This window comes from Nemorincola caseinilytica (assembly GCF_039540515.1).
Lineage (GTDB): Bacteria > Bacteroidota > Bacteroidia > Chitinophagales > Chitinophagaceae > Nemorincola > Nemorincola caseinilytica.
In genome coordinates, this window is record NZ_BAABFA010000005.1 from 116,298 (window position 1) to 137,002 (window position 20,705).

12 protein-coding genes are annotated in these 20,705 nt (G+C 52.5%); 5 read left to right on the forward strand and 7 right to left on the reverse strand.

From position 1 onward, the window contains the following. Nucleotides 1-160 precede the first annotated feature (160 nt). Both ABD843_RS02835 and ABD843_RS02840 read left to right on the forward strand, forming a co-directional pair. Complete coding sequence (locus tag ABD843_RS02835; RefSeq protein WP_345078209.1) at nt 161-1,069, forward strand: toxin-antitoxin system YwqK family antitoxin; 909 nt, start codon at nt 161-163, stop codon at nt 1,067-1,069. A gap of 361 nt (nt 1,070-1,430) precedes the next feature. Beyond that, entirely contained in the window at nt 1,431-11,018 is a 9,588-nt protein-coding gene (locus tag ABD843_RS02840) for an Ig-like domain-containing protein (RefSeq protein ID WP_345078212.1), read from the forward strand. 88 nt (nt 11,019-11,106) lie between these two features. On the opposite strand, the gene ABD843_RS02845 is transcribed toward ABD843_RS02840, so the two are convergent. The 4 genes from ABD843_RS02845 to ABD843_RS02860 form a co-directional block, all read right to left on the reverse strand. Then, on the reverse strand, nt 11,107-11,493 hold the full coding sequence (locus ABD843_RS02845) for a WG repeat-containing protein (protein ID WP_345078215.1): 387 nt from the start codon (nt 11,491-11,493) through the stop codon (nt 11,107-11,109). Nucleotides 11,494-11,597: 104 nt separating this feature from the next. Then, complete coding sequence (locus ABD843_RS02850; protein ID WP_345078217.1) at nt 11,598-13,478, reverse strand: CocE/NonD family hydrolase; 1,881 nt, start codon at nt 13,476-13,478, stop codon at nt 11,598-11,600. A gap of 121 nt (nt 13,479-13,599) precedes the next feature. Next, entirely contained in the window at nt 13,600-14,454 is an 855-nt protein-coding gene (locus ABD843_RS02855; protein WP_345078220.1) for a formylglycine-generating enzyme family protein, read from the reverse strand. 40 nt (nt 14,455-14,494) lie between these two features. After that, complete coding sequence (locus ABD843_RS02860) at nt 14,495-15,589, reverse strand: Mrp/NBP35 family ATP-binding protein (RefSeq protein WP_345078223.1); 1,095 nt, start codon at nt 15,587-15,589, stop codon at nt 14,495-14,497. A gap of 144 nt (nt 15,590-15,733) precedes the next feature. Between ABD843_RS02860 and ABD843_RS02865 the strand changes: the two genes are divergently transcribed. Both ABD843_RS02865 and ABD843_RS02870 read left to right on the forward strand, forming a co-directional pair. After that, nucleotides 15,734-16,396, forward strand: a complete 663-nt coding sequence (locus ABD843_RS02865; protein ID WP_345078226.1) for a carboxypeptidase-like regulatory domain-containing protein — start codon at nt 15,734-15,736, stop codon at nt 16,394-16,396. 108 nt (nt 16,397-16,504) lie between these two features. Further along, nucleotides 16,505-17,560: a hypothetical protein gene (locus ABD843_RS02870; RefSeq protein WP_345078229.1), complete on the forward strand. Its 1,056-nt coding sequence runs from the start codon at nt 16,505-16,507 to the stop codon at nt 17,558-17,560. An 86-nt stretch (nt 17,561-17,646) separates the two neighbouring features. Here the strand turns inward: ABD843_RS02870 and ABD843_RS02875 are convergent, their stop codons facing one another. Then, a complete protein-coding gene (locus tag ABD843_RS02875; RefSeq protein ID WP_345078232.1) occupies nt 17,647-18,171 on the reverse strand; it encodes a DUF4402 domain-containing protein in 525 nt (174 codons plus the stop codon). A gap of 216 nt (nt 18,172-18,387) precedes the next feature. Between ABD843_RS02875 and ABD843_RS02880 the strand changes: the two genes are divergently transcribed. After that, complete coding sequence (locus ABD843_RS02880; RefSeq protein ID WP_345078235.1) at nt 18,388-20,076, forward strand: amidohydrolase; 1,689 nt, start codon at nt 18,388-18,390, stop codon at nt 20,074-20,076. A 136-nt stretch (nt 20,077-20,212) separates the two neighbouring features. On the opposite strand, the gene ABD843_RS02885 is transcribed toward ABD843_RS02880, so the two are convergent. Both ABD843_RS02885 and ABD843_RS02890 read right to left on the reverse strand, forming a co-directional pair. Further along, nucleotides 20,213-20,488: a YtxH domain-containing protein gene (locus ABD843_RS02885; RefSeq protein ID WP_345078238.1), complete on the reverse strand. Its 276-nt coding sequence runs from the start codon at nt 20,486-20,488 to the stop codon at nt 20,213-20,215. Nucleotides 20,489-20,533: 45 nt separating this feature from the next. Further along, complete coding sequence (locus ABD843_RS02890) at nt 20,534-20,689, reverse strand: lmo0937 family membrane protein (protein ID WP_345078241.1); 156 nt, start codon at nt 20,687-20,689, stop codon at nt 20,534-20,536. Nucleotides 20,690-20,705 lie beyond the last annotated feature (16 nt).

Here is a 20,705-nt window from a genome sequence, read left to right on the forward strand (position 1 = left end):
TACACATAGGGTACTTTGACAAACCGGTAACAGTATTTTGCGGCCCGTATTGTGTTTTTCCTATTCTTTGATGTAATATTGCCCGCACTAAAAAATGCATATGATGCTTGTTATTCCCCAGAGAGTTACGAAAAATATTTCCATTGTTGCGTTTCTGTGTATGGCCACGGGAGCTGCCGCACAAAAAAAGACCGTTCTTTACCCAGATGGAACGAAGGCGTTCGAAGGAGAATATATAGCCGGCTACAATACGGCCTATACAAGGGACCTGATGAACTTCGATACGGCTACCGATAAAAGGAGGGCCAGTATGCTGTCGATGTCTGCCGGTTTCGGTATGGAAAGAGACCTGGCCCCACAGCGTATATATAACGGCAAATGTGTGTTCTACTACCCTAACGGGAAGATATCGTACTCCGGCACATATGAGCATGGAATAAAGAACGGACCGTTCGCGTACTTTTACATAGGAGGAGAGAAAGAGGCCGAGATGAACTATGTGCATGGTATGGCCGATGGCAAATGGACGACCTGGCACAAGAACGGCAAGATACGGTCTGAGCAGAGCTATATAGCCTTCACAGAGGCCGAAATGGACACCTTTTACAGCCGTAAAATGTCGGGCGGGGGTATGTACCAGCAGGATCCGCTGATGACAGAGCGCAACGGTTTCAGGCGTTTTACTGTAGATTCTCTGCAGAAAATGCCGGGTAACTCATTTACGAAATTCACCGAGGCAGAGAACAAGTTCGACAAGCATGCTCACTGGAACGGAGATTTTATTTCGTACTACCCCAATGGCAACAAGAACCTGGAAATGCATTATGCTAATGACAGGCGTGTAGGAAAATGGTATTACCGCGATGAGGAAGGTAAAGTAAAAGTAGAGCTGGCGTTCACGGAGGGTAAGATATCGTCGGTGGTGAACAATATGCCACCCGAACAGCGCCCCGCTATGCCGGCCATGATGCAGCGCCCGGGTATGCCCGGCGGAGGGAGAGATTCCATGAACAGGGCGATGCCTCAGATGCCACCTGCGCAGATGAGCAAAGAACCAACTAAAAAGTAATAATTGAAGCAATTCTATTTGCAGCCAAACCTCTACCGGGGTTTGGCTGTCTTTTTATGGTCATACCGGTAAGTATGATGATCTTCTGTCACTAAGAAATGACAAAAAAAGAACGATCGGAAACTAACGATAATGGCTTCTGTAACGCCTTAATCATAGGTAAATATTTTGTTTTATTTAAAATTATTAACGATCAGCTATAAATAGCGATGTTATGACAAAAAAATAGCAAAAAAACCATCTCAAAAGACCTCTTGACCAGCATATTACATTATTTTTGAACCAAATTACTAACACATTGAATTCTATTTACGAAAGACCATTTCAAGCGCAACAAAAGACCGATATGAAAAAGTACTTTTTGACCTTATTAGCAATTTTTACGGCAACAATAAGCTCATTTTCGCAGGTATCCCTGTCGCTGGCCACAGGCACGGGGCCGGTAGTGCCTGCAGGGTGGTCTTTGGGTGGTAGCGCTACCGCTCCCGGACCGCACATACAGCTTACGCCCAATGCTACAGGTCAGGCGGGACGTGTATGGTATACTACCGCACAGAACGTGACCGCCTGTGGCGCGTTCGTGGTAGATTTCGATTACCAGATAATTCCTCCTACCGGTGCACCTAACCCCGGCAATACTGCCGATGGTATGTCCTTTTGGCTGGTAGATCCGCTTACGGGCTTCGTTGGTGGTGGTGGTATAGGTCTGCCTACCAACCCTAATGGCCTGGTACTGGTCTTCGATACTTATGACAATGGTACACCGGGCGACGACCCGCTGATCTCTCTTTACGGTTATCCTGCTGGTTTTGTGGGGGCATATACCGAGAGCGACCCAACTAACAGGCTTGCTGCTATGCCCAACCAGACATCTCTCTTGTATGATGGCGCATGGCACCATGTGAAGTTGACCTATGCCGGCGGTAACATAAGGGTATATTTCGACTATAACGTATTGCCGTCCATGACGGTGTATTTCCCTATACTAACGGCGGGTTACTTCGGTTTCACGGCCTCAACGGGCGCTGTTACCTCTACTCATAATGTTCGTAATGTATACATCAACTCTAACAGCATAAGCCCGATAGTAGGCCCCGGCGTACTGTGCCTGGGTGGCAGCGCTGTTACCTTCACCGATTCTACAGCGGGTGGTACCTGGAGCAGCACGAATGCTGCTGTAGGCACCATCAACTCTTCTACAGGTGTGTTCACGCCTATAGGTGCGGGCACTACCACCGTTTCTTACATTTACTCTTCTTCATGTAACACTGCGCGTGTAATAACCGTAAATGCGGCCTCGCTTCCTTTGATAGCCGGTCCTACACCCCTGTGCTCCAGCTCTGTTGGCGCGTATTCCAATACCACTACAGGCGGTACATGGACAAGCAGCAATACTGCCGTGGGCACAGTGAACCCATCGACCGGCGAACTGACCCCGGTACAGGCGGGCGAACTGACCCTGACCTATACATTGCCGGCAGGCTGCTATACCACCAAGGCCGTAACTATTAATACGGCACCACCTACGTTAAGCATCAACCCATTGCCGGCCAGCGTGTGCAATAATGGATCGCTGACGCTTACCGCTACCCCTGCCGGTACCTACAATCTTTTCCCACCACAAAGCTGGGAGTCAGGTACACCTACTACTGCAGGCTACCCTGTGAACCTATGGACATATTCGGGTACAATAGCCAGTGTATGGACACAACAGGATGCTGCGCTGACCACTTCACCGGCCGTAGGCGCTGCATCGGCAGGAACTTATGTAGCCAAATTCAATTGCAGGGGTACACCTACGGGAACCATAGCCAATATCCATTCGCCGTCCTTTAGCATGGTAGGCGTGGGTACAGGTACGCTCACGTTCTGGATGTACCGGGATGGCGGGGCCGCATATACTGCCGCGGCATATGCTACCGAAGGGTTGACGGTGTTGGTGAACACAACGGCATCACCGGCAGGCGCCACCAACCTGGGTTTTATACCCAGGCGTGCAGCATTAGCTATCACAGGCCCTCTTACAGGTCCGTCCGCACCTGGTGGGTCGGGCTGGTACCAGTATACAGTGACCATACCGGCGGCATTCACCGGCACTGCTAACTATATAATATTCCAGGGCACCAGCCGCAACGGTAATAATTTTTATGTGGACGATGTAAGGCTGACGGGTACAGTAGGTGCACCTACATGGGCACCATCGACCTACCTGTTCAATGATGCTGCATTTGCGACAGCATATACCGGGGCCGCACTCAATCCCGTATATATGCATCCTACGGGTATATCATCTCCTACGCCTATCACATATACGGTGTCGCTTACGAACGGCCTGTGTTCAGGCACGGGTACAGGAACTGCTACGGCCAACCCCAACCCTGCTGCCATAACCGGTACCGGAGTGATATGCCTTGCATCTACCACCACACTCTCATCGACACCGGCAGCCGGCGTATGGACCAGCGGTAATACTACCGTGGCCACAGTAGGCGCAGGTACGGGTGTGGTGACGGGAGCCGGTGTAGGCACTGCGGTCATCTCTTATTCATTTGGCGGTTGTTATAGCACTACAGTAGTTACGGTTGTGTCTTCACCAGGTACTATAGCGGGCAGCAGTGTTGTGTGCCTTGGTAGTACGGTTACTTTCACCAATCCTGTGGGCGGTGGTACATGGAGCAGCTCTAACCCGGCTGTAGGCTCTGTGGGCTCCTCTACCGGGGTAGTAGGTGGTGTGAGCACAGGTACTACCATAATAACATATGGTATAGGTACATGCTATTCTACCATGACAGTGAGTGTGAACGTAGTACCTACTGCCATAGCGGGCTCGCTGGGCGTATGTGTAGGCGCTACTACAGCCCTCAGCAGTACACCTACGGGCGGCTTCTGGTTCTCGGGTACCACATCGGTGGCCACCATCACCCCATTGGCCGGTGTTGCTACGGGCGTTGCGCCGGGTACATCTGTTATAACTTATACACGTTCGGGCTGTTCGGTGAACGCTACGCTGAACGTGGTATCATCGCCCCCGCCTATAACGGGTACGCTTGCCACATGTTATGGGTCTACGACCACACTAGCCAATGCTACACCCGGCGGTACATGGACCAGCGGTAATACCGCAGTGGCCACTGTAGGGTCTAATACCGGTGTAGTGAGTGGTGTAGGCATAGCAGGCGGAACAGCTACCATTACTTATTCGGTAAGCGCAGGCTGTTTCACTACTGCTGTGGTAACAGTAGGCGCTGCACCCCCTGCACCTACCGGCACCATGTCGGTGTGTGTGGGTGCTACCACTACATTGAACCACGTTACGCCATCGGGAACCTGGACGGGCTCATGCCCGGGTGTTGCCAGCATATCGCTTACCGGTGTAGTGACCGGTGTAGGCCCCGGCACCTGTGTGGTGACCTATACACTACCGGTGACGGGGTGTGTGACCACCGCCACTGTGACGGTATCTGCAGTACCCGGTCCTATAACAGGTACATTGTCGGTGTGCGTGGGGAGTACAACAACATTGGGCAACTCTGCACCCGGCGGTAGCTGGAGTATGTCATGCCCGGGTATCGCTACCATTGGTAGCTCATCGGGCATAGTGACAGGAGTAGGTTCAGGTACCTGTACCGTTACCTATACGTTGGGTTCGGGCTGTTTCACTACGGCCGTTGTGACAGTAAATTCTGTACCCGGAGCCATATCGGGCACATTCGTGCTGTGCTCGGGTACTACCACTACATATAGTACTACGGGTTCGCCCATACTTTGGGGCAATACCACCACCACCACAGGTGCCATAGGCGGCACAGGCGTATACACTGCTACTGCTTCTGGTAACGATACTGTCATTGCATCGAACGTGGCCGGTTGTTCTGTACGCGCGGTAGTAACGGTAAATGCATCGCCGAGCGCCATAGCGGGCCCACTAGGTATATGCGTAGGCGCCACTACCACACTGAGCGCTACACCTGCCGGCGGTACATGGACAGTGACCGCGCCAGGTACCATGTCGGTACCCGGTGTAGTAGGCGGCAGCGCGCCCGGTACCGCTACCGTAAGCTATACAGTGAACGGTTGTTCGAGTTCGGCCGTTGTCACTATCAACTCGCTGCCCGGCACCATAGGCGGACCACTGAGCGTATGTATAGGCCAGTGCAATACACTTACCAACTCTGCAGGTGGCGGTACATGGGCTAGCGGCAATACCAGTGTTGCCACCATAGGCACGTCGTCGGGTTCGCTGTGCGGAATTGCTGCAGGTACATCTATAATAACATATTCTTTGGGTAGTACAGGCTGCAGCACCACAGCTATAGCTACAGTGAACGGCCTGCCATCTGCCATAGGCGGCACCCTCTCTGTATGTGCGGGTTCTATCACTACAGTGACCGCAACACCTGCAGGTGGGACCTGGAGTATGGCATGCCCCACCATAGGTACGATAAATAGCAGCACCGGCGTATGGACCGGCATAGCAGCAGGCACCTGCGAGGTGACCTATACATTATCTACCGGTTGCCGCAGCTTTGCCGTGGTAACGGTAAATGCGCTGCCAACATCCATATTAGGATCTACAGCGGTATGCGCCGGAGCATGTACCACACTTACCGGTGCACCCCTGGGTGGTACATGGGTAAGCAATAATGCAACTGTGGGAACTATAGGCACATCATCAGGCATTTTCTGTGGTGCGGTTGCAGGTACTGCTACTGTTACATATACACTGCCTACCACCTGCTACCGTACCGAGGTGATACAGGTGAATCCATTACCAACATCTATAACCGGCGCTACCTCTGTTTGTGAGAACCAGTGCGGCACGCTTACGGGCAACCCACTGGGCGGCGCATGGAGCAGCAGTACACCTGCTGTAGGTACTATAGGTGCAGGCTCGGGTCTGCTGTGTGGTATAGCTGCCGGTACTACCAATATAACATATACACTGCCCACTACATGTACACTGGCCATAGTAGCAACGGTGAACCCGCTGCCTGCGCCTATAACAGGTACCATGAGCATGTGCGTAGGCTCATCTACCACGCTGAACAGTACACCGCCTGTAGCAGGCAGTACATGGAGCGCTAACAGCACTCCGGCAGGTAATGTGACCATTGGCGCCACCACAGGTGTGGTGAACGGTATCAATGCCGGTACGGCCACAGTAAGTTATACGCATCCTACAGGTTGCCGCGCTACGGCAGTGGTAACGGTACTTGCACTGCCATCGGCCATATCGGGTACATTATCGGTGTGTGAGACGTTTACTACTACACTTAACTGTACGCCCGGCGGCGGAACGTGGAGCACTACATGCCCCGGCATAGCCAGCATAGGTACCAATGGCGTAGTGACCGGCCTAAGCGCGGGTACCTGCGATGTGACCTATACCCTGGGCTCGGGTTGTATACGCACGGCGGTAATAACCGTGAACGCACTGCCTGCGGCGATATCGGGTGTGCCTACTACCTGCGTAGGCTCTACCACTACACTTACCAGCACCCCCGGCGCAGTATGGAGCAGTTCCAATCCATCTATCGCTACCGTAGGTTCTTCTTCGGGTGTTGTAACAGGTGTATCCGGGCCGCTCACAGTGACCATTATTTCTACCATACCTACTACCGGTTGCTATGTGACACAGGTAGTGACCGTATATGCATTGCCAGCCAACATAGCAGGACCTACACAGGTGTGTGATGGCTTATCTATCACACTGTCCGCACCGGGTACACCGGGTGGCTCATGGAGCAGCAGCAACACAGGTGTGGCCGTGGTGAACGGTACCACAGGTGTAGTTACCGGCCAGCCGGTATTGGTGCCTTCTACAGCTACCATCACCTATACATTGGGTACGGGTTGCCTCAAGACATATATTATAACAGTAAATCCTTTGCCTGCTAATATAACCGGCACGCTGGAAGTGTGCGAGGCGGGAGGTACTACCTTACTGGCCAATACCACAGGTGGCGGCACCTGGACCAGCAGCAATACTGGCAGGGCCACGGTGAACAGCTCGGGCCTTGTGACGGGTGTTGTAGCTGGCGGTGTTACAGGTACTGCCAATATCAGCTATACCATCACGGGTACAGGTTGTTATAAGACAGCTACCGTTACCGTGAACCAACTGCCGGCAACCTTCAGCGGACCTTCCGTGGTGTGTGTGAACGAGAGCATCACGCTTTCAACTACGCCTGCAGGCGGTACATGGAGCAGTGGTAGCAGTACAGTTACCGTAGGCTCGTCATCGGGAGTGGTGACAGGTTCATCGGACGGTACAGCACTGATAACATATACTGCACCTGTAACAGGATGCGTACGCACAGGCCAGATAACCGTGAACGCCCTGCCTGCAAATATAACCGGTACGCTGGCAGTGTGTGAAGGCCAGTGCGCTACCCTTACCAATGCATCGGGCGGTGGCTCATGGAGCAGCAGCAACCCTGCTGTGGGCACTATAAGCAGTGGTGGTACCATATGTGGTACGATACCCGGTACTACCACCATCAGCTATACGTTCACAACTACAGGCTGCCGTATCACATCGGTATTCACAGTGAACCAGTTGCCTACACCTATCACAGGTAGCGATGGTTTCTGTAACTACAGCTATTCCAACTACACCAGCCTGCCGGGTGGTGGTGTATGGACCAGCTCTGATACATCTATACTGCAATTTGCCGATAGCCTTGTAGGTACTGCCTATGGTAAGGCGGTAGATACAGCTACCATGACCTATACATTGCCTACAGGCTGTTCTGCATCGAAGAGCGTATATATGATACTGGCTCCGTATACCGTTGATGGTCCGGATAGTGTTTGCCATGGCTCTTGCGTTACCGTGAGCAATATAATAGGCGGCGGTGTATGGAGCACCAGCAATGCAGGTGTACTGAGCATCACGCCTGTAACATCTACTACAGGTACGGCATGTGGTGTTACCCCAGGTACGGCCACTATAACATATGTACTGTCTACAGGGTGCTACTCTGACAAGACGATAGTGGTGAACCCCATACCTGCAGGTGTGACGGGATCGCTGCAGGTGTGCGAAGGCCTGACAACAGACCTTGATAACGTAACACCGGGCGGTACCTGGTATTCCTTCGATCCTACAGTGGCAACGATAGATCCTGCTACGGGTGTAGCCACAGGTGTTACCGGAGCCATACCCGGCGATACTACTACCATAACCTATGCACTGAGCTCGGGCTGTAGCGCTACCGTACTGCTTACCGTACATGCGCTGCCTGCGGCCATCACCGGCATACCACAGGTGTGCGAGGGTATGACCACTACACTGTTCAGCGCGCCATCTACAGGTACATGGATGAGCACCGACCCTGCTGTTGCAAGCATAACCAGTACAGGTATAGTGAGCGGTCTTTCATCTACCGCTCCGGGTGTGAACGGTCCGGGTAGGACACGCATAACCTATACACTGCCTACAGGCTGTCTGCGTACACAGGATGTGACCGTGAACGGCCTGCCTGCTGATATAACAGGTATCTCGAACATATGCGTGGGCGATGTGACCCTGCTGGCCAACGGTACTCCCGGTGGTAGCTGGCTAAGCAGCAACACAGGTGTAGCTACTGTAGATCCGATAGGTGTGGTGACAGGTGTGAGCGGTGGTAGCGTTATCATTACTTATATGCTCTCTACCGGCTGTCTGAAGACATGGCCCATGACGGTGAACGATAACCCTGCTCCTATAGGCGGTTCACTTACTGTATGTGCCGGTTTTGCTACCAACCTTACCAGCGGACCATCGGGTGGTACATGGAGCTCAGATCCTGCTTCTAACCCATATGGTACCATCAACCCCGGAACAGGTGTGGTAAGCGCAATAAGCGCAGGTACCATACCGGTGACCTATTCAATAGGTAGCGGCTGCCGTACTACGGCCACAGTTACAGTTGTGAACCTCCCTGCCATGATAAGCGGCTACCCGCGTGTATGTGCGGGTGGTGGTATCATCAACCTTTCTCATAGTACGCCTGGCGGTACCTGGAGCATAAGCAACCCAGCCATAGCCACCGTAGATATGAGCGGCCAGGTAACAGGTATAGCTGCAGGTACTACAGTAGTGACCTATACCGTAGGTACAGGTTGCTTCAATATACTTACAGTGACCGTGAACCCACTGCCTGCACCTATAACAGGACCTGACAGTGTGTGTGTACATTCTTCTATAACGCTTATGAACAGCACCCCGGGTGGTGTGTGGGCTAGCGACTCTACACCAAGGGCGTATGTGGTAGATGTGGCAGGAGCCGGTGTGGTGACAGGTGTGAGCGCAGGCCTGGCACAGATAAGGTATACTGTGGTAACGGGTGGGGTAGGCTGCTACAGCACCAAGATGATACGCGTGGATGCAACACCAGAACCTATAACCGGCAACCCGCACATATGTATGGGCGCTGCAGGTTATTTCACCAGCATCTCTACAGGCGGTGTGTGGAACATCAGCAACCCGGCGGTAGCTACCCTGGCACCTACTACTACCAATACAGTGATAGCGGTGCCGGTATCCTTGGGGTCGGCCATTATTACATACGAATTCCCGGGTCATGGCTGCCGTGTTACCAGGTCTGTAACAGTACAGCCTCTGCCAGTGGTATATAATGTGACCGGTGGCGGCAACTTCTGTGCCGGTGGTACAGGTGTTCCGGTGGGCCTCGATGGGTCGCAGCCGGGTGTAAGCTATGTACTGTATAATGGCAGTACTGCTGCGGGTTACCTGTCTGGTACGGGCCTGCCTCTGAACTTCGGCCTGCAGACGGCAAGCGGTATCTATACCGTTCAGGCTACCAATGTTACCAGCGGTTGCCAGCGCGATATGGCAGGCAGCGCTACCGTAGTAGCTACGCCGCTGATAACGCCTACGGTGAGCATCAATGCATCGCCCACAGATAGCGTATGTACCGGTGAGACCGTGATACTGACCCCCAATACTACTACAGGCGGCGCCGCGCCGACCTATGTATGGAAGGTAAATGGTGTGACCGTGGCCACCGGCAACACATATAGCTTTGTGCCTGCCGATGGCGATGTGGCTACCGTTGTGATGACGAGCAATGCAAACTGCCTGGCGGTAACTACTGCCACAGGCAATAAGACCCTCACAGTGCTGCCTATGGTACTGCCTGTAGCGGGGATAATAACAGACCCTAACGATAGTGTTTGCCAGTTCACTCCTGTTACCTTCACGGCGGCCCCGCTGTACGGTGGTACAGCGCCTGCATATGCATGGAGGGTGAACGGTATACCTGTAGGTACAGGGCCTTCATATACATTCGTGCCTGTAAATGGTAGTGTGGTGAACTATTCACTTACCAGCAACTACCGTTGCCGCCTGGCCAATACCGCGGTGAGCAATGATGTGAAAATGTATGTAGAGCCGATGGTGATACCTTCGGTGGCCATAGTGGCCGCACCCGGTCTGAGTGTGATGACGGGTAAGCCGATAACATTTACCGCAGTACCATACAATGCAGGCCCATCGCCACGCTACCAGTGGAAAGTGAACGGCTACCCTGTGACGGGCGCTACCAGCGATACATACACCGGCATATTCAATGACCGTGACTCTATAGCCTGCGAGGTGATAAGCGATGGCATATGCAGCAACATAGGTACATCGGGGTGGGTATTCGTATCCATCACCACATCGGTAAGGTCTCAGGCGGGTGTGCAGAGCGATATAAGGCTGCTGCCCAACCCGAACAAGGGCGCCTTTACCATACGCGGTACACTGGCAGGTAATGAGGACATGGACGTGGATGTGACCAATATGCTGGGCCAGGTAGTGTACAAGGGTACTGTGCAGGTGAAACAAGGCAGGGTAGATGCCCAGGTGCAACTGGACAAGAACCTATCGAACGGAATGTACATACTGACACTGCATACCAAAGATGGCCAGATGTCCTTCCACTTTGTGATGGAACAATAGTAATATAGGATCCGAACAAAAGATAGAGGCTGTATCGATCGATACAGCCTCTATCTTTTGTTCGGTTGTTTTGAAGTTATTGGTCAGGTCATTCGGGGTCTGTGATAAAATTGTTCTCACATGCATATATCACAGTGTCGTACCTGCTCCATTTGCCTTTAGGGTCGTAGGCGGTAAGTCGCTTGTACGAACTCTCCCGTCTTACCCCGTTCCAGTGTTGCCCGGGTGGGATCACATATTTGCCGTTCGTGTCTATAAGGCAAAAGTCGGGGCCGACACGAACTGTAGCATTGTTGTTGTAAAAGAAGAGCGCTTCGTCCCATTGCGGGGGGATGAGGACATTCATATTGCTATCACAATACCCATATTTGTTGCCCGACAGGAAGGGGATATGCCTGGGCAACTGCTGTGCATTCAGTTTCCCTGTACCTGTAATGGCAAGAAACAACGATGTATATACCAGGTCATATCTCATGTTCTGTCCTATCCCTGTTCATATGTGATAATAACGTTCGAATGACATGCTCAGTATCTGGTGTTTTATGTGTCTCTAAAATATCGCATCGGGCAGAATGGTATCTATTCCATCACCGGTAATACTATACGCGAGGGATATTTTTCGCCATGCCAGATGCGTATATCGGATGGTATGAAATCCTCATCGCGGCATTTGTAGATGTTCACGAACTGCTGCGGATTGCGGTCGGCAAGAGGGAACCAGCTACTTTGTATCTGCACCATTATGCGGTGCCCCTTCCGGAACACATGCGCTACATCGGGTAATTGGAAGGAGACCTTTGTTACCCGGCCGGGAAGGAAGGGTTCGGGATATTCGAAGCTGTTGCGGTAGCGGCCGCGCATTATTTCGCCGCGCACCAGCATCTCGTAGCCGCCCATGGGGTATTCTTTACCATTGCCTTTGCCATCCTTTGCATCATCGTACTTCATGTCGTCGGGGAACACATCTATGAGCTTCACTACGAAGTCGGCATCGGTGGTAGATATACTGGAGAAGAGGTCGGCTATCACAGGGCCGGCCAGTGTCACATCGGTCTTCAGCACATCGGTAGTGTAGGTGAGCACATCGGGCCTGCGTTCGGCAAAACGCTGGTCATCGGTCATATATTCGGTAGTGCGTTTTGTGAGCAGGTTCTCTGAGTAGGGCACAGGATGCGCGGGATCGCTGCGATACTTGTTGCAGCCGTTATCGGCAGGGCATGTTGCAGATAGTTTGCCATCGGCGCCCAGGTAGTACCATTTGCCTGTGCTTTCCGCAGGCGGCCACTGGGTGAATGAACGCCATTTATTGGCACCTGTAAAGAAGATGCTGGCCTCGGGTATCTTGCTGATGTCGCCCTTGCCTTCCAGGTAGTAGGCAAAGAAAGGCTGCTCCAGGTGCTGCTGGTACCATTCCGATGTTCTGCTGCCAAAGCGTACATTGCCCAGGTATTCGCCTGTGGTCTTTGCCCAGCCACCATGTATCCATGGGCCCATCACCAGCTTGTTGTTGTTGTTCGTCTTTTTCTCTATCGACTTATACAGCTCCCATGCGCCAAAGCAGTCCTCGGCATCGAAGAGACCACCTGTTACCAGCGTAGCGGTACCCGGTGGTATGTGCTGCACATGGTTGCGTGTATTGCGGTCTTGCCACCACTGGTCGTAATTGGGGTGGGCATATAGCTGTTTCCAGAAGGTAATGCTGTCGCCCATCAGCCTGGCAAAGTTGCGCAACGCACCTGTCTCCAGGTAGAACTTGTACATGTCCTTGGTAGGAAAGTCGAAGCCTTTGCCGAACTCGCTGGTAGGGTGCGGGCGTGGCTTGCCGAAAACACTGTAGAAATTGAAGGCATCCATGAGCATGAACGCACCATTGTGATGAAAGTCATCGCCCAGGAACCACTCTGTGACAGGTGCCTGCGGGCTGGAGGCCTTCATGGCAGGGTGGCCGCTAAGAGCGCCCATGGTGGCATAGAAGCCCGGGTAGGATATGCCGTATATGCCTACATTGCCGTTGTTGTTCTTTACGTTCTTTACCAGCCAGTCTATAGCATCGTAGGTATCGCTGGCCTCGTCTATCTCCCGGCCACTTTTATCGGCATCGTAGGGGCGCACATCCATGAATTCGCCCTCGCTCATCATGCGGCCGCGTACATCCTGCACCACCATTATATAACCCTTGCGCAGGTAGGCCATATAGGGTGTCTTCCAGTACTCTTTCATTTTCTTTTCGCCATATGGCGCTATAGAGTAGGGGGTGCGGTTCATGAGTATAGGGTGTTTGCCCTTCATGTTCCTGGGTTCGTATATGGCGGTGAAGAGTCTTTGGCCGTCGCGCATGGGTATGTATACCTCTTTCTTGGTATAGTTCCTTGTCATCCACACGGAATCGGCTTTGGGGTCGTTCCTGGCGGCTACAGCAAGTGGCAGGGCCAGCAGGCAAAAGAGGAGGGGTCGTTTCATGATATGTTACTGTTATAGGTATAAATGTAGCATATCGGTACCGATCTTTCTAACGCGCAAAGGGGTAAATAAAAGAGCCGCATCATAAATGCGGCTCTGTATAAATGTGTGATCTATGACCTTATTTGTCCAGCACCAGACGGAAACCCAGCGACCTGGCCTTGGTGGTAGGTACATAGGCCGCGCGGCGGGTAACTGCCGTTTCGTGCGCAGTGCTTTCTATAGAGCCACCCCTTACTACTTTAGATTTGCCACCTGCAGGGCCCTGTGGATTCTCTACAGTATCGCGGCTGCCATAGCTGGTAGCGTACCAGTCGCTGCACCATTCTTCGGCATTACCGCTCATGTCGTACAGGCCTGCATCGTTGGGCTGTTTCCTGCCCACGGGGTGTACATACCCATCAGAATTGGTCTCGTACCATGCTATAGACTGCGGACCAGCCTTGCGGCCTGCATAGCGGTCGCCGGTCTTCTGCTTTTCGGGTGTGCGTGTATTGCGGTTGCGCTCTGCAACAAGGAATTCGTTCACACCGCCACGATTGGGCCTGCTGGGCTTTACCAGGCGCTCGAACGAGCCGCCGCGTGCTGCATATTCCCATTCGGCCTCTGTAGGCAGGCGATATTTTTTGCCGGTCAGCTCATTGAGCTTTGTTATGAACTCCTGCACCTCGTTCCACGATACATTGGTAACAGGGCATTCGGCACATGGCTGGTGGTGCGAGGGGTTGGCCTCCATCACACATTCCCATTGTTCCTGCTTTATCTCGTAGGTGCTCATCAGGAAGTCGTTGAGCTTCACGGTATGACCGGGCTTCCTGTCGGGGGCCTCTTCATCATTGCCCAGGTCGAAGTAGCCACCTGTGATCCTTACAGTGGCTATATCCAGCGGGCCGGTGATGTTCTTGTTATACTTTCTCTGCGCCGATGCAGGCAGCACAAGCAGCAGCAATAACAATGATGACAAGCCTGATCTCATAAAGGTATCTGTTGTTTGGTTAGTTCGTTGTTGTGTGTCCTCAGTTCACCTGCACCACTTTGGTGGGCTCCAGGCTGGCATTGCGTATGGCTATATTGCGCGCCACATTCTGTGCCAGTTCTGCAAAGGCCTTTTTCGTCACCTGTTCATCATCTATCACGGCCGGTATGCCTTTGTCGCCGCCCTCGCGTATGCTTTGTACCAGGGGTATCTCGCCCAGGAAAGGCAGTTCGAACTGATCTGCCATTTGCCGTGCGCCGCCCTGCCCGAATATATAGTATTTATTCTCGGGCAGTTCCCGCGGTGTAAAATAAGCCATATTTTCTACAATTCCGAGTATCGGCACATTGATCTGGGGCTGTTTGAACATCATTATGGCCTTGCGGGCATCGGCAGCGGCCACTTTTTGCGGTGTGGACACGATGACCGCACCTGTGACAGGTATGGTCTGCACCATGGTAAGGTGCACATCGCCGGTGCCGGGTGGCAGGTCTATGACCAGGTAGTCGAGCTCGCCCCAGTGTACATCGGATATGAACTGCTTCAGTGCCGAGCTGACCTGCGGGCCGCGCCATATCACCGCTTGTTTCTCATCAATAAGCAGGCCCATGGACATGGCCTTTACGCCATAGCGCTCTATTGGCACTATCATGCCCTTGCCGTTCATGTCGGTCATTTTGGGGCGCTCGTCGCGCATGCCCAGCATTATGGGTATGGACGGGCCGTGTATATCGGCATCGAGCAGGCCCACCGATGCACCCTCCTGCGCAAGGCCAAGGGCGAGGTTCACCGATATGGTAGATTTACCCACACCGCCCTTGCCCGATGCCACCATGATGATGTTCTTCACCCCGGGCAGTACCGAGCGTGCATCCTTGCGGTTGCTGTTCACGTTCGATGTCATTTTTACCTTTACAACAGCCTCTTTATCTACCAGTATCCTTATGGCATTGATGCATGCCTTTTCTATCATTTCCTTCAGTGGGCAGGCGGGGGTAGTAAGCACTACTGTGAACGATACGTTCTTGCCATCTATCTCTACATCTCTTACCATGTTCAGCGTCACCAGGTCTTTCCCCAGATCGGGTTCTTCTACCTGGCCCAGCGCCGCCAATACCGCATCTTTTGTTATCATATGATCCTTTGTTAAAGTATTTTTACTGCTGCGCAAAAGTACGACAGATCGGGCTACTTTTGTTGCTGTTAATGTCATAAAAAGCGGTGATGAAGGCATAGTACTCCTGCCGGTTCTTATGAGTAGATCTGTAGCACCATGTACATGAAACTTTACTTATACTTTGTTCTTTCTTTTGCGTTCGCAGGTATACATATAGCTAATGCGCAGACAAGCATAGACAATATAGTACAGATAAACGGTGTGGTGATGACCGCCGACAGCCTGCGTGCGGTACCGGGCGCCATAATAATAGTGAAGAACAAGAACCGCGGTATAGAGGCCGAATACAACGGCGTGTTCTCTATAGTAGTGTATAAGGGCGATACGCTGCAGTTCAGCAATGTGGGCTACCGCACCAAGGAATTCGCTGTGCCGAAGGACCTGCCCGGCACCTACTACTCTATGATACAACTAATGGTGCAGGATACCTTTTACCTGCCCGAGACCATCATACGCCCGCTGCCATCGAAAGAGGCCTTCGACTATGCCTTCAAGCATTGGGACATACCCAACGACCAGTACGAGGTAGCCCGCAAGAACACCGACGTGTACCTGCTGCGCATGCTGGCATATACGCTGCCCATGGATGGTAAGGAGGCCCAGTCGCGCCAGTTGCGCCAGCAGGCCAACGAGGCCGTGTACTATGGCCAGCGCCCACCTATGAACATTCTGAACCCCATAGCATGGGGCGAATTCTTCGAGGCATGGAAACGTGGCGATTACCGCCGCAAGAAGTACAACCCATACCGGCAGCAGATGAAATAGCGGTCTCTGCATTTCGTGTGGATAAATATCCGCCGGTCGCTTGCCTGTACAGCAGCCCGAAAGGCATTTACGAGTACCTTTCCATCCAGATCATCGTATCATATATACATGCGTAGCCGAATAGAAACCCGTATAGCTGCCCTTATGCTGGGCTGCTTCATGCTCACCGCCTGCGATACAGAGGCAGCCAGGAAAAAGGTGTCGGCCGCACCTGCTGCAAAAAAAGATACCGTAGTTGCCGCACCTCCTGCTGCTGCACCGGAGCCGCCTCCCCCTCCCACGCTGGATACCGCCACATACAATGCACTGACACTGCATATGGTGCACGATTCGGCATCGGCGAAATGGCCCGTGAAGACCGGCTATCCGCTGCCGGGAGCATTGCTGCCGTTTCACCGCATAGTGGCCTACTATGGTAACTTTTACTCTACCCGCATGGGCATACTGGGCGAGATAGAGCCCGAAAGCATGCTGAAAAAACTACAGGGCGAGGTAGCGAAATGGCAGGAGGCCGATAGCTCTGTAAAGGTGATACCTGCATTGCACTATATAGTGGTATCGGCACAGGGGCAGCCGGGCAAGGCCGGTATGTACAGGCTGCGCATGCCCTTTACCCAGATAGACAAAACGCTGGAACTGGCCGCCAAGATAAATGCCATAGTGTTCCTGGATATACAGGTGGGCCTGAGCACTCTGCAGAAAGAGATACCCGAGCTGGAGCGGTACCTGGCATTGCCGAACGTGCACCTGGCAGTAGACCCGGAGTTCTCTATGAAGACAGGCAAGGTGCCGGGCAGTGTGATAGGCACCTTTGATGCAGCCGACCTGAACTATGCATCGGAATACCTGGCAGAGTTGGTGAAGAAGAACGACCTACCACCTAAGATACTGGTGGTACACCGCTTTACGAAAGGCATGGTGACCAACTACAAGAACATAGCCCTGCGCCCCGAGGTACAGATAGTGATGGATATGGACGGCTGGGGCTTCCCGGCAAAGAAGGTGAACTCTTACAAGCTGGCCGTGAGCAGCGAGCCGGTGCAGTTCACAGGCTTCAAGCTGTTCTACAAGAACGATATAAAGACACCACCGTGGAATACCATCATGTCTCCGAAAGATGTGCTGAAACTATACCCAAAGCCCATGTACATACAGTACCAGTAAAGGTTTTTCGACAGTATATATAAGAACGATAAAAGCGCCCCATGGGGCGCTTTTATGATAGGCTTTAATAGGCACTACAATGTATATTAGTTGTAGTTCACCGTTACGGGAACACCAGTTGCATTAGTATAAAGACCAGAAGCCTGACCGGCAGCTACGTTCAGGGTAGCGCCTACGTTCAGGGTCTCGGTACCGCCTGCGCTCAGGGTACCTGTGGCAGAAGGTGAGCTGGTAAAGTTGTCAACGGTCATGTTGTGTGAAGAACCATCAGTGATAACACATGATACCGGCAGTGTTATTGCATAAGTGTAACCACCCTGGCCCGATACTGTGAAGCTGGCAGCAGCTACAGTACCTGTAGTAGCAGGAAGGGTAACACCACCTGCACCACCTGTGGTACGGGTACCTGCAGGAGCCAGAACGGCAGTACCTGCTATGGTTGCGGACACGGCCACATTACCGAAGTTCATGTCTACTGTCTTAACGATAGATATGGGAGTGATGATGTTAGCAGATGCAGAAGCAGTTGCAGTGGCCTGTGCGAAAGAGCTGTTAGAGAAAGAAACCAGGGCAACAGTAGCGAGAGCGAGAGACTTGAAGATGTTTTTCATTGTAGTTCGTTTTAGTTTGTTAGTTGTTTTGTTTGACAGGTATATAACCAACGCTGTGCCAGAAACATAAAACACTGAAAATCAAATGATTGAATTTTTGTGCAGTGTGCCAGTCGTCCATTTGGTGGAGATATTTTCCAAAAATGAGACATTGGTGGTCGCTGGCTTTGAACTCAAGGGTAGAATACCGTACTTTCGGGGTATATATCTCTTTTTATGCTCAAACGATACGCTGCCACATTCTTACTGCCTTTCTTTTTCGCATCCTGCAGGCAACAGCAGGCGGCAGATCTCATCATTTACAATGGGGTAGTATATACCGTAGATAGCGCTTTTACCATGGCAGAGGCCATAGCGGTAAAAGATGGCGATATAGTGGCCGTAGGCACCAGCAAGGATATACAGGAAAGATACAAGGCCACAGAAATGGTAGATGCCCATGGGCAGGCCGTGTACCCGGGGCTTATAGATGCCCATGCGCATTTCCTGGGTTATGGCAGGTCGCGGTACGAGGTGGGACTGTATGAATGCACCAACTGGGCCGCTGCCATAGAGAAGGTAAAAGCATATGCTGCGCGCGATACAAAGGTGCTGTGGATAAGAGGCCGTGGATGGGACCAGAACCTGTATCCCGGCAAGGAGTATCCCGATAATAAAGAACTGAACGAGCTTTTCCCCGACAGGCCGGTACTGCTGGACCGTATAGATGGCCATGCGGCCATAGCCAATGCCAAAGCGCTGGAGCTGGCTGGCATAACGGCTGATACCAAACTGACAGGCGGTAAGGTAGAGGTAAAGAACGGAAAGCCTACAGGCCTGCTGATAGACAATGTCGTGGACCTGGTGGCACGGATAGTACCCAAACCTACAAGGGCAGAGCATGAGCAATGGCTAGGGACGGCCGAGGCAGACTGTTATGCGCTGGGTGTGACCACTGTGGCCGACTGCGGCCTGCCGTACGAAGATGTGATGATGATAGACTCGCTGCAGCGTGAGGGGAAGCTGAACATGAACCTGTATGTGATGCTGAGCGATGATGGCAGCACTTACAAAAAATATATGCAGTGGCGCGCTACCGCCCTGGCAGGCAACGATGCCGATGCCAGGAAACACTTTGCAGGCGAAGGCCCTTATAAAACGTCAAAGATGTATGTGAGAGGGGTAAAGGCCTATGCCGATGGTGCGCTGGGAAGCCGTGGCGCCTGCCTGCTGAAACACTATGCCGACAAGCCGGGCTGGGGTGGCTTCCTGCTGAGCCCGCCGGAACATTTCGATTCGCTGGCGCAGATGCTGGTAGGTACCGATATGCAGCTATGCACACATGCCATAGGCGATAGCGGCAACCGTATGGCGCTGCATATATACAAGCGTCACCTGCAGGGCAGGAACGACAAGCGCTGGCGCATAGAGCACGCACAGGTGGTAGACCCTGCAGATATAGATATGTTCGGCGAATGCTCGGTGGTACCATCGGTGCAGCCTACACATGCCACCAGCGATATGTACTGGGCCGGCGACCGTCTGGGCGCAGACCGCATAAGGACCGCCTATGCTTACAAGCAGCTGCTGCAGCAGAATGGGTGGCTACCGCTGGGTACCGATTTCCCGGTAGAGGAGATATCACCCTTCAGGACCTTTCTGGCAGCTACGGCGCGTGTAGATGCCAAAGGGTATCCCGAGGGAGGTTTTCAGCCACAGGAAGCACTGAGCCGCGAGGAGGCACTACGCGGCATGACCATATGGGCCGCAAAGGGCTGTTTTATGGAAAATGAAGTGGGCAGCATAGAAGTAGGAAAGAAGGCCGACCTGGTGATAATGGATAAAGATCTGATGAAAGCTGCCCCGGGCGATGTACTAAAGACAAAGGTAGTAGCTACCTATGCGCGGGGCAGGAAGATGAAGTAGCCCCCAAAGAGAACCGGTACCTCAGGCGCTGATATTCTCAGCATCTTCGGTACCGGTATGAGCCGTATGGCCCGGATGGTAAGGATACGGTAAAGTATCGGTTCCGTGGCTTTATCGCATGTCCATTATGAACACCTTATGCCTTTGACGGAAGCTTGCTTACCTGGTCCACATGGTTCTTGCCTTTCTGGTATAGCATGTTAGAGACCTCTTCTTTGGCCGCCTGGAACTTTGTTGTAAGTCCGTTCACAAGCTCATCGAATTTGTCTTTCATGCCGTCCATTGCATCATCTCTTTTGCGAGCGATCTTTTTGCGTGTTTCAGATCCTTTGTCGGGTGCGAACAATACACCGAGCAGCGCTCCGGCGGCAAGGCCCGCCAGTATGCCTGCTACTGCTTTTCCTGTGGTCATAGCTATTGGTTTTGAGGGTTAAAAATGTTTTACTTTTTAGTGTCTTTATACGGGCCTGTTGCCCCTTATTATCCTTAGTAGCACAGCGATAATGGCAATGACCAGTAGTATGTGGATGATGCCACCGGTACCATATCCGAGGAAGCCTATGGCCCATATGAGTACCAGTATCACTGCGATACCATAAAGCAGACCGTTCATAGTTGTGAGGTTTAGA

Excerpts from the sequence above, each read along its gene's own strand:
- ABD843_RS02890 (WP_345078241.1), bottom strand. The coding sequence starts at position 20,689 with ATGAACGGTCTGCTTTATGGTATCGCAGTGATACTGGTACTCATATGG.
- ABD843_RS02880 (WP_345078235.1), top strand. The coding sequence starts at position 18,388 with ATGCTCAAACGATACGCTGCCACATTCTTACTGCCTTTCTTTTTCGCA.
- ABD843_RS02855 (WP_345078220.1), bottom strand. The coding sequence starts at position 14,454 with ATGAGATCAGGCTTGTCATCATTGTTATTGCTGCTGCTTGTGCTGCCT.
- ABD843_RS02865 (WP_345078226.1), top strand. The coding sequence starts at position 15,734 with ATGAAACTTTACTTATACTTTGTTCTTTCTTTTGCGTTCGCAGGTATA.
- ABD843_RS02885 (WP_345078238.1), bottom strand. The coding sequence starts at position 20,488 with ATGACCACAGGAAAAGCAGTAGCAGGCATACTGGCGGGCCTTGCCGCC.
- ABD843_RS02835 (WP_345078209.1), top strand. The coding sequence starts at position 161 with ATGGCCACGGGAGCTGCCGCACAAAAAAAGACCGTTCTTTACCCAGAT.
- ABD843_RS02850 (WP_345078217.1), bottom strand. The coding sequence starts at position 13,478 with ATGAAACGACCCCTCCTCTTTTGCCTGCTGGCCCTGCCACTTGCTGTA.
- ABD843_RS02845 (WP_345078215.1), bottom strand. The coding sequence starts at position 11,493 with ATGAGATATGACCTGGTATATACATCGTTGTTTCTTGCCATTACAGGT.
- ABD843_RS02875 (WP_345078232.1), bottom strand. The coding sequence starts at position 18,171 with ATGAAAAACATCTTCAAGTCTCTCGCTCTCGCTACTGTTGCCCTGGTT.
- ABD843_RS02870 (WP_345078229.1), top strand. The coding sequence starts at position 16,505 with ATGCGTAGCCGAATAGAAACCCGTATAGCTGCCCTTATGCTGGGCTGC.
- ABD843_RS02860 (WP_345078223.1), bottom strand. The coding sequence starts at position 15,589 with ATGATAACAAAAGATGCGGTATTGGCGGCGCTGGGCCAGGTAGAAGAA.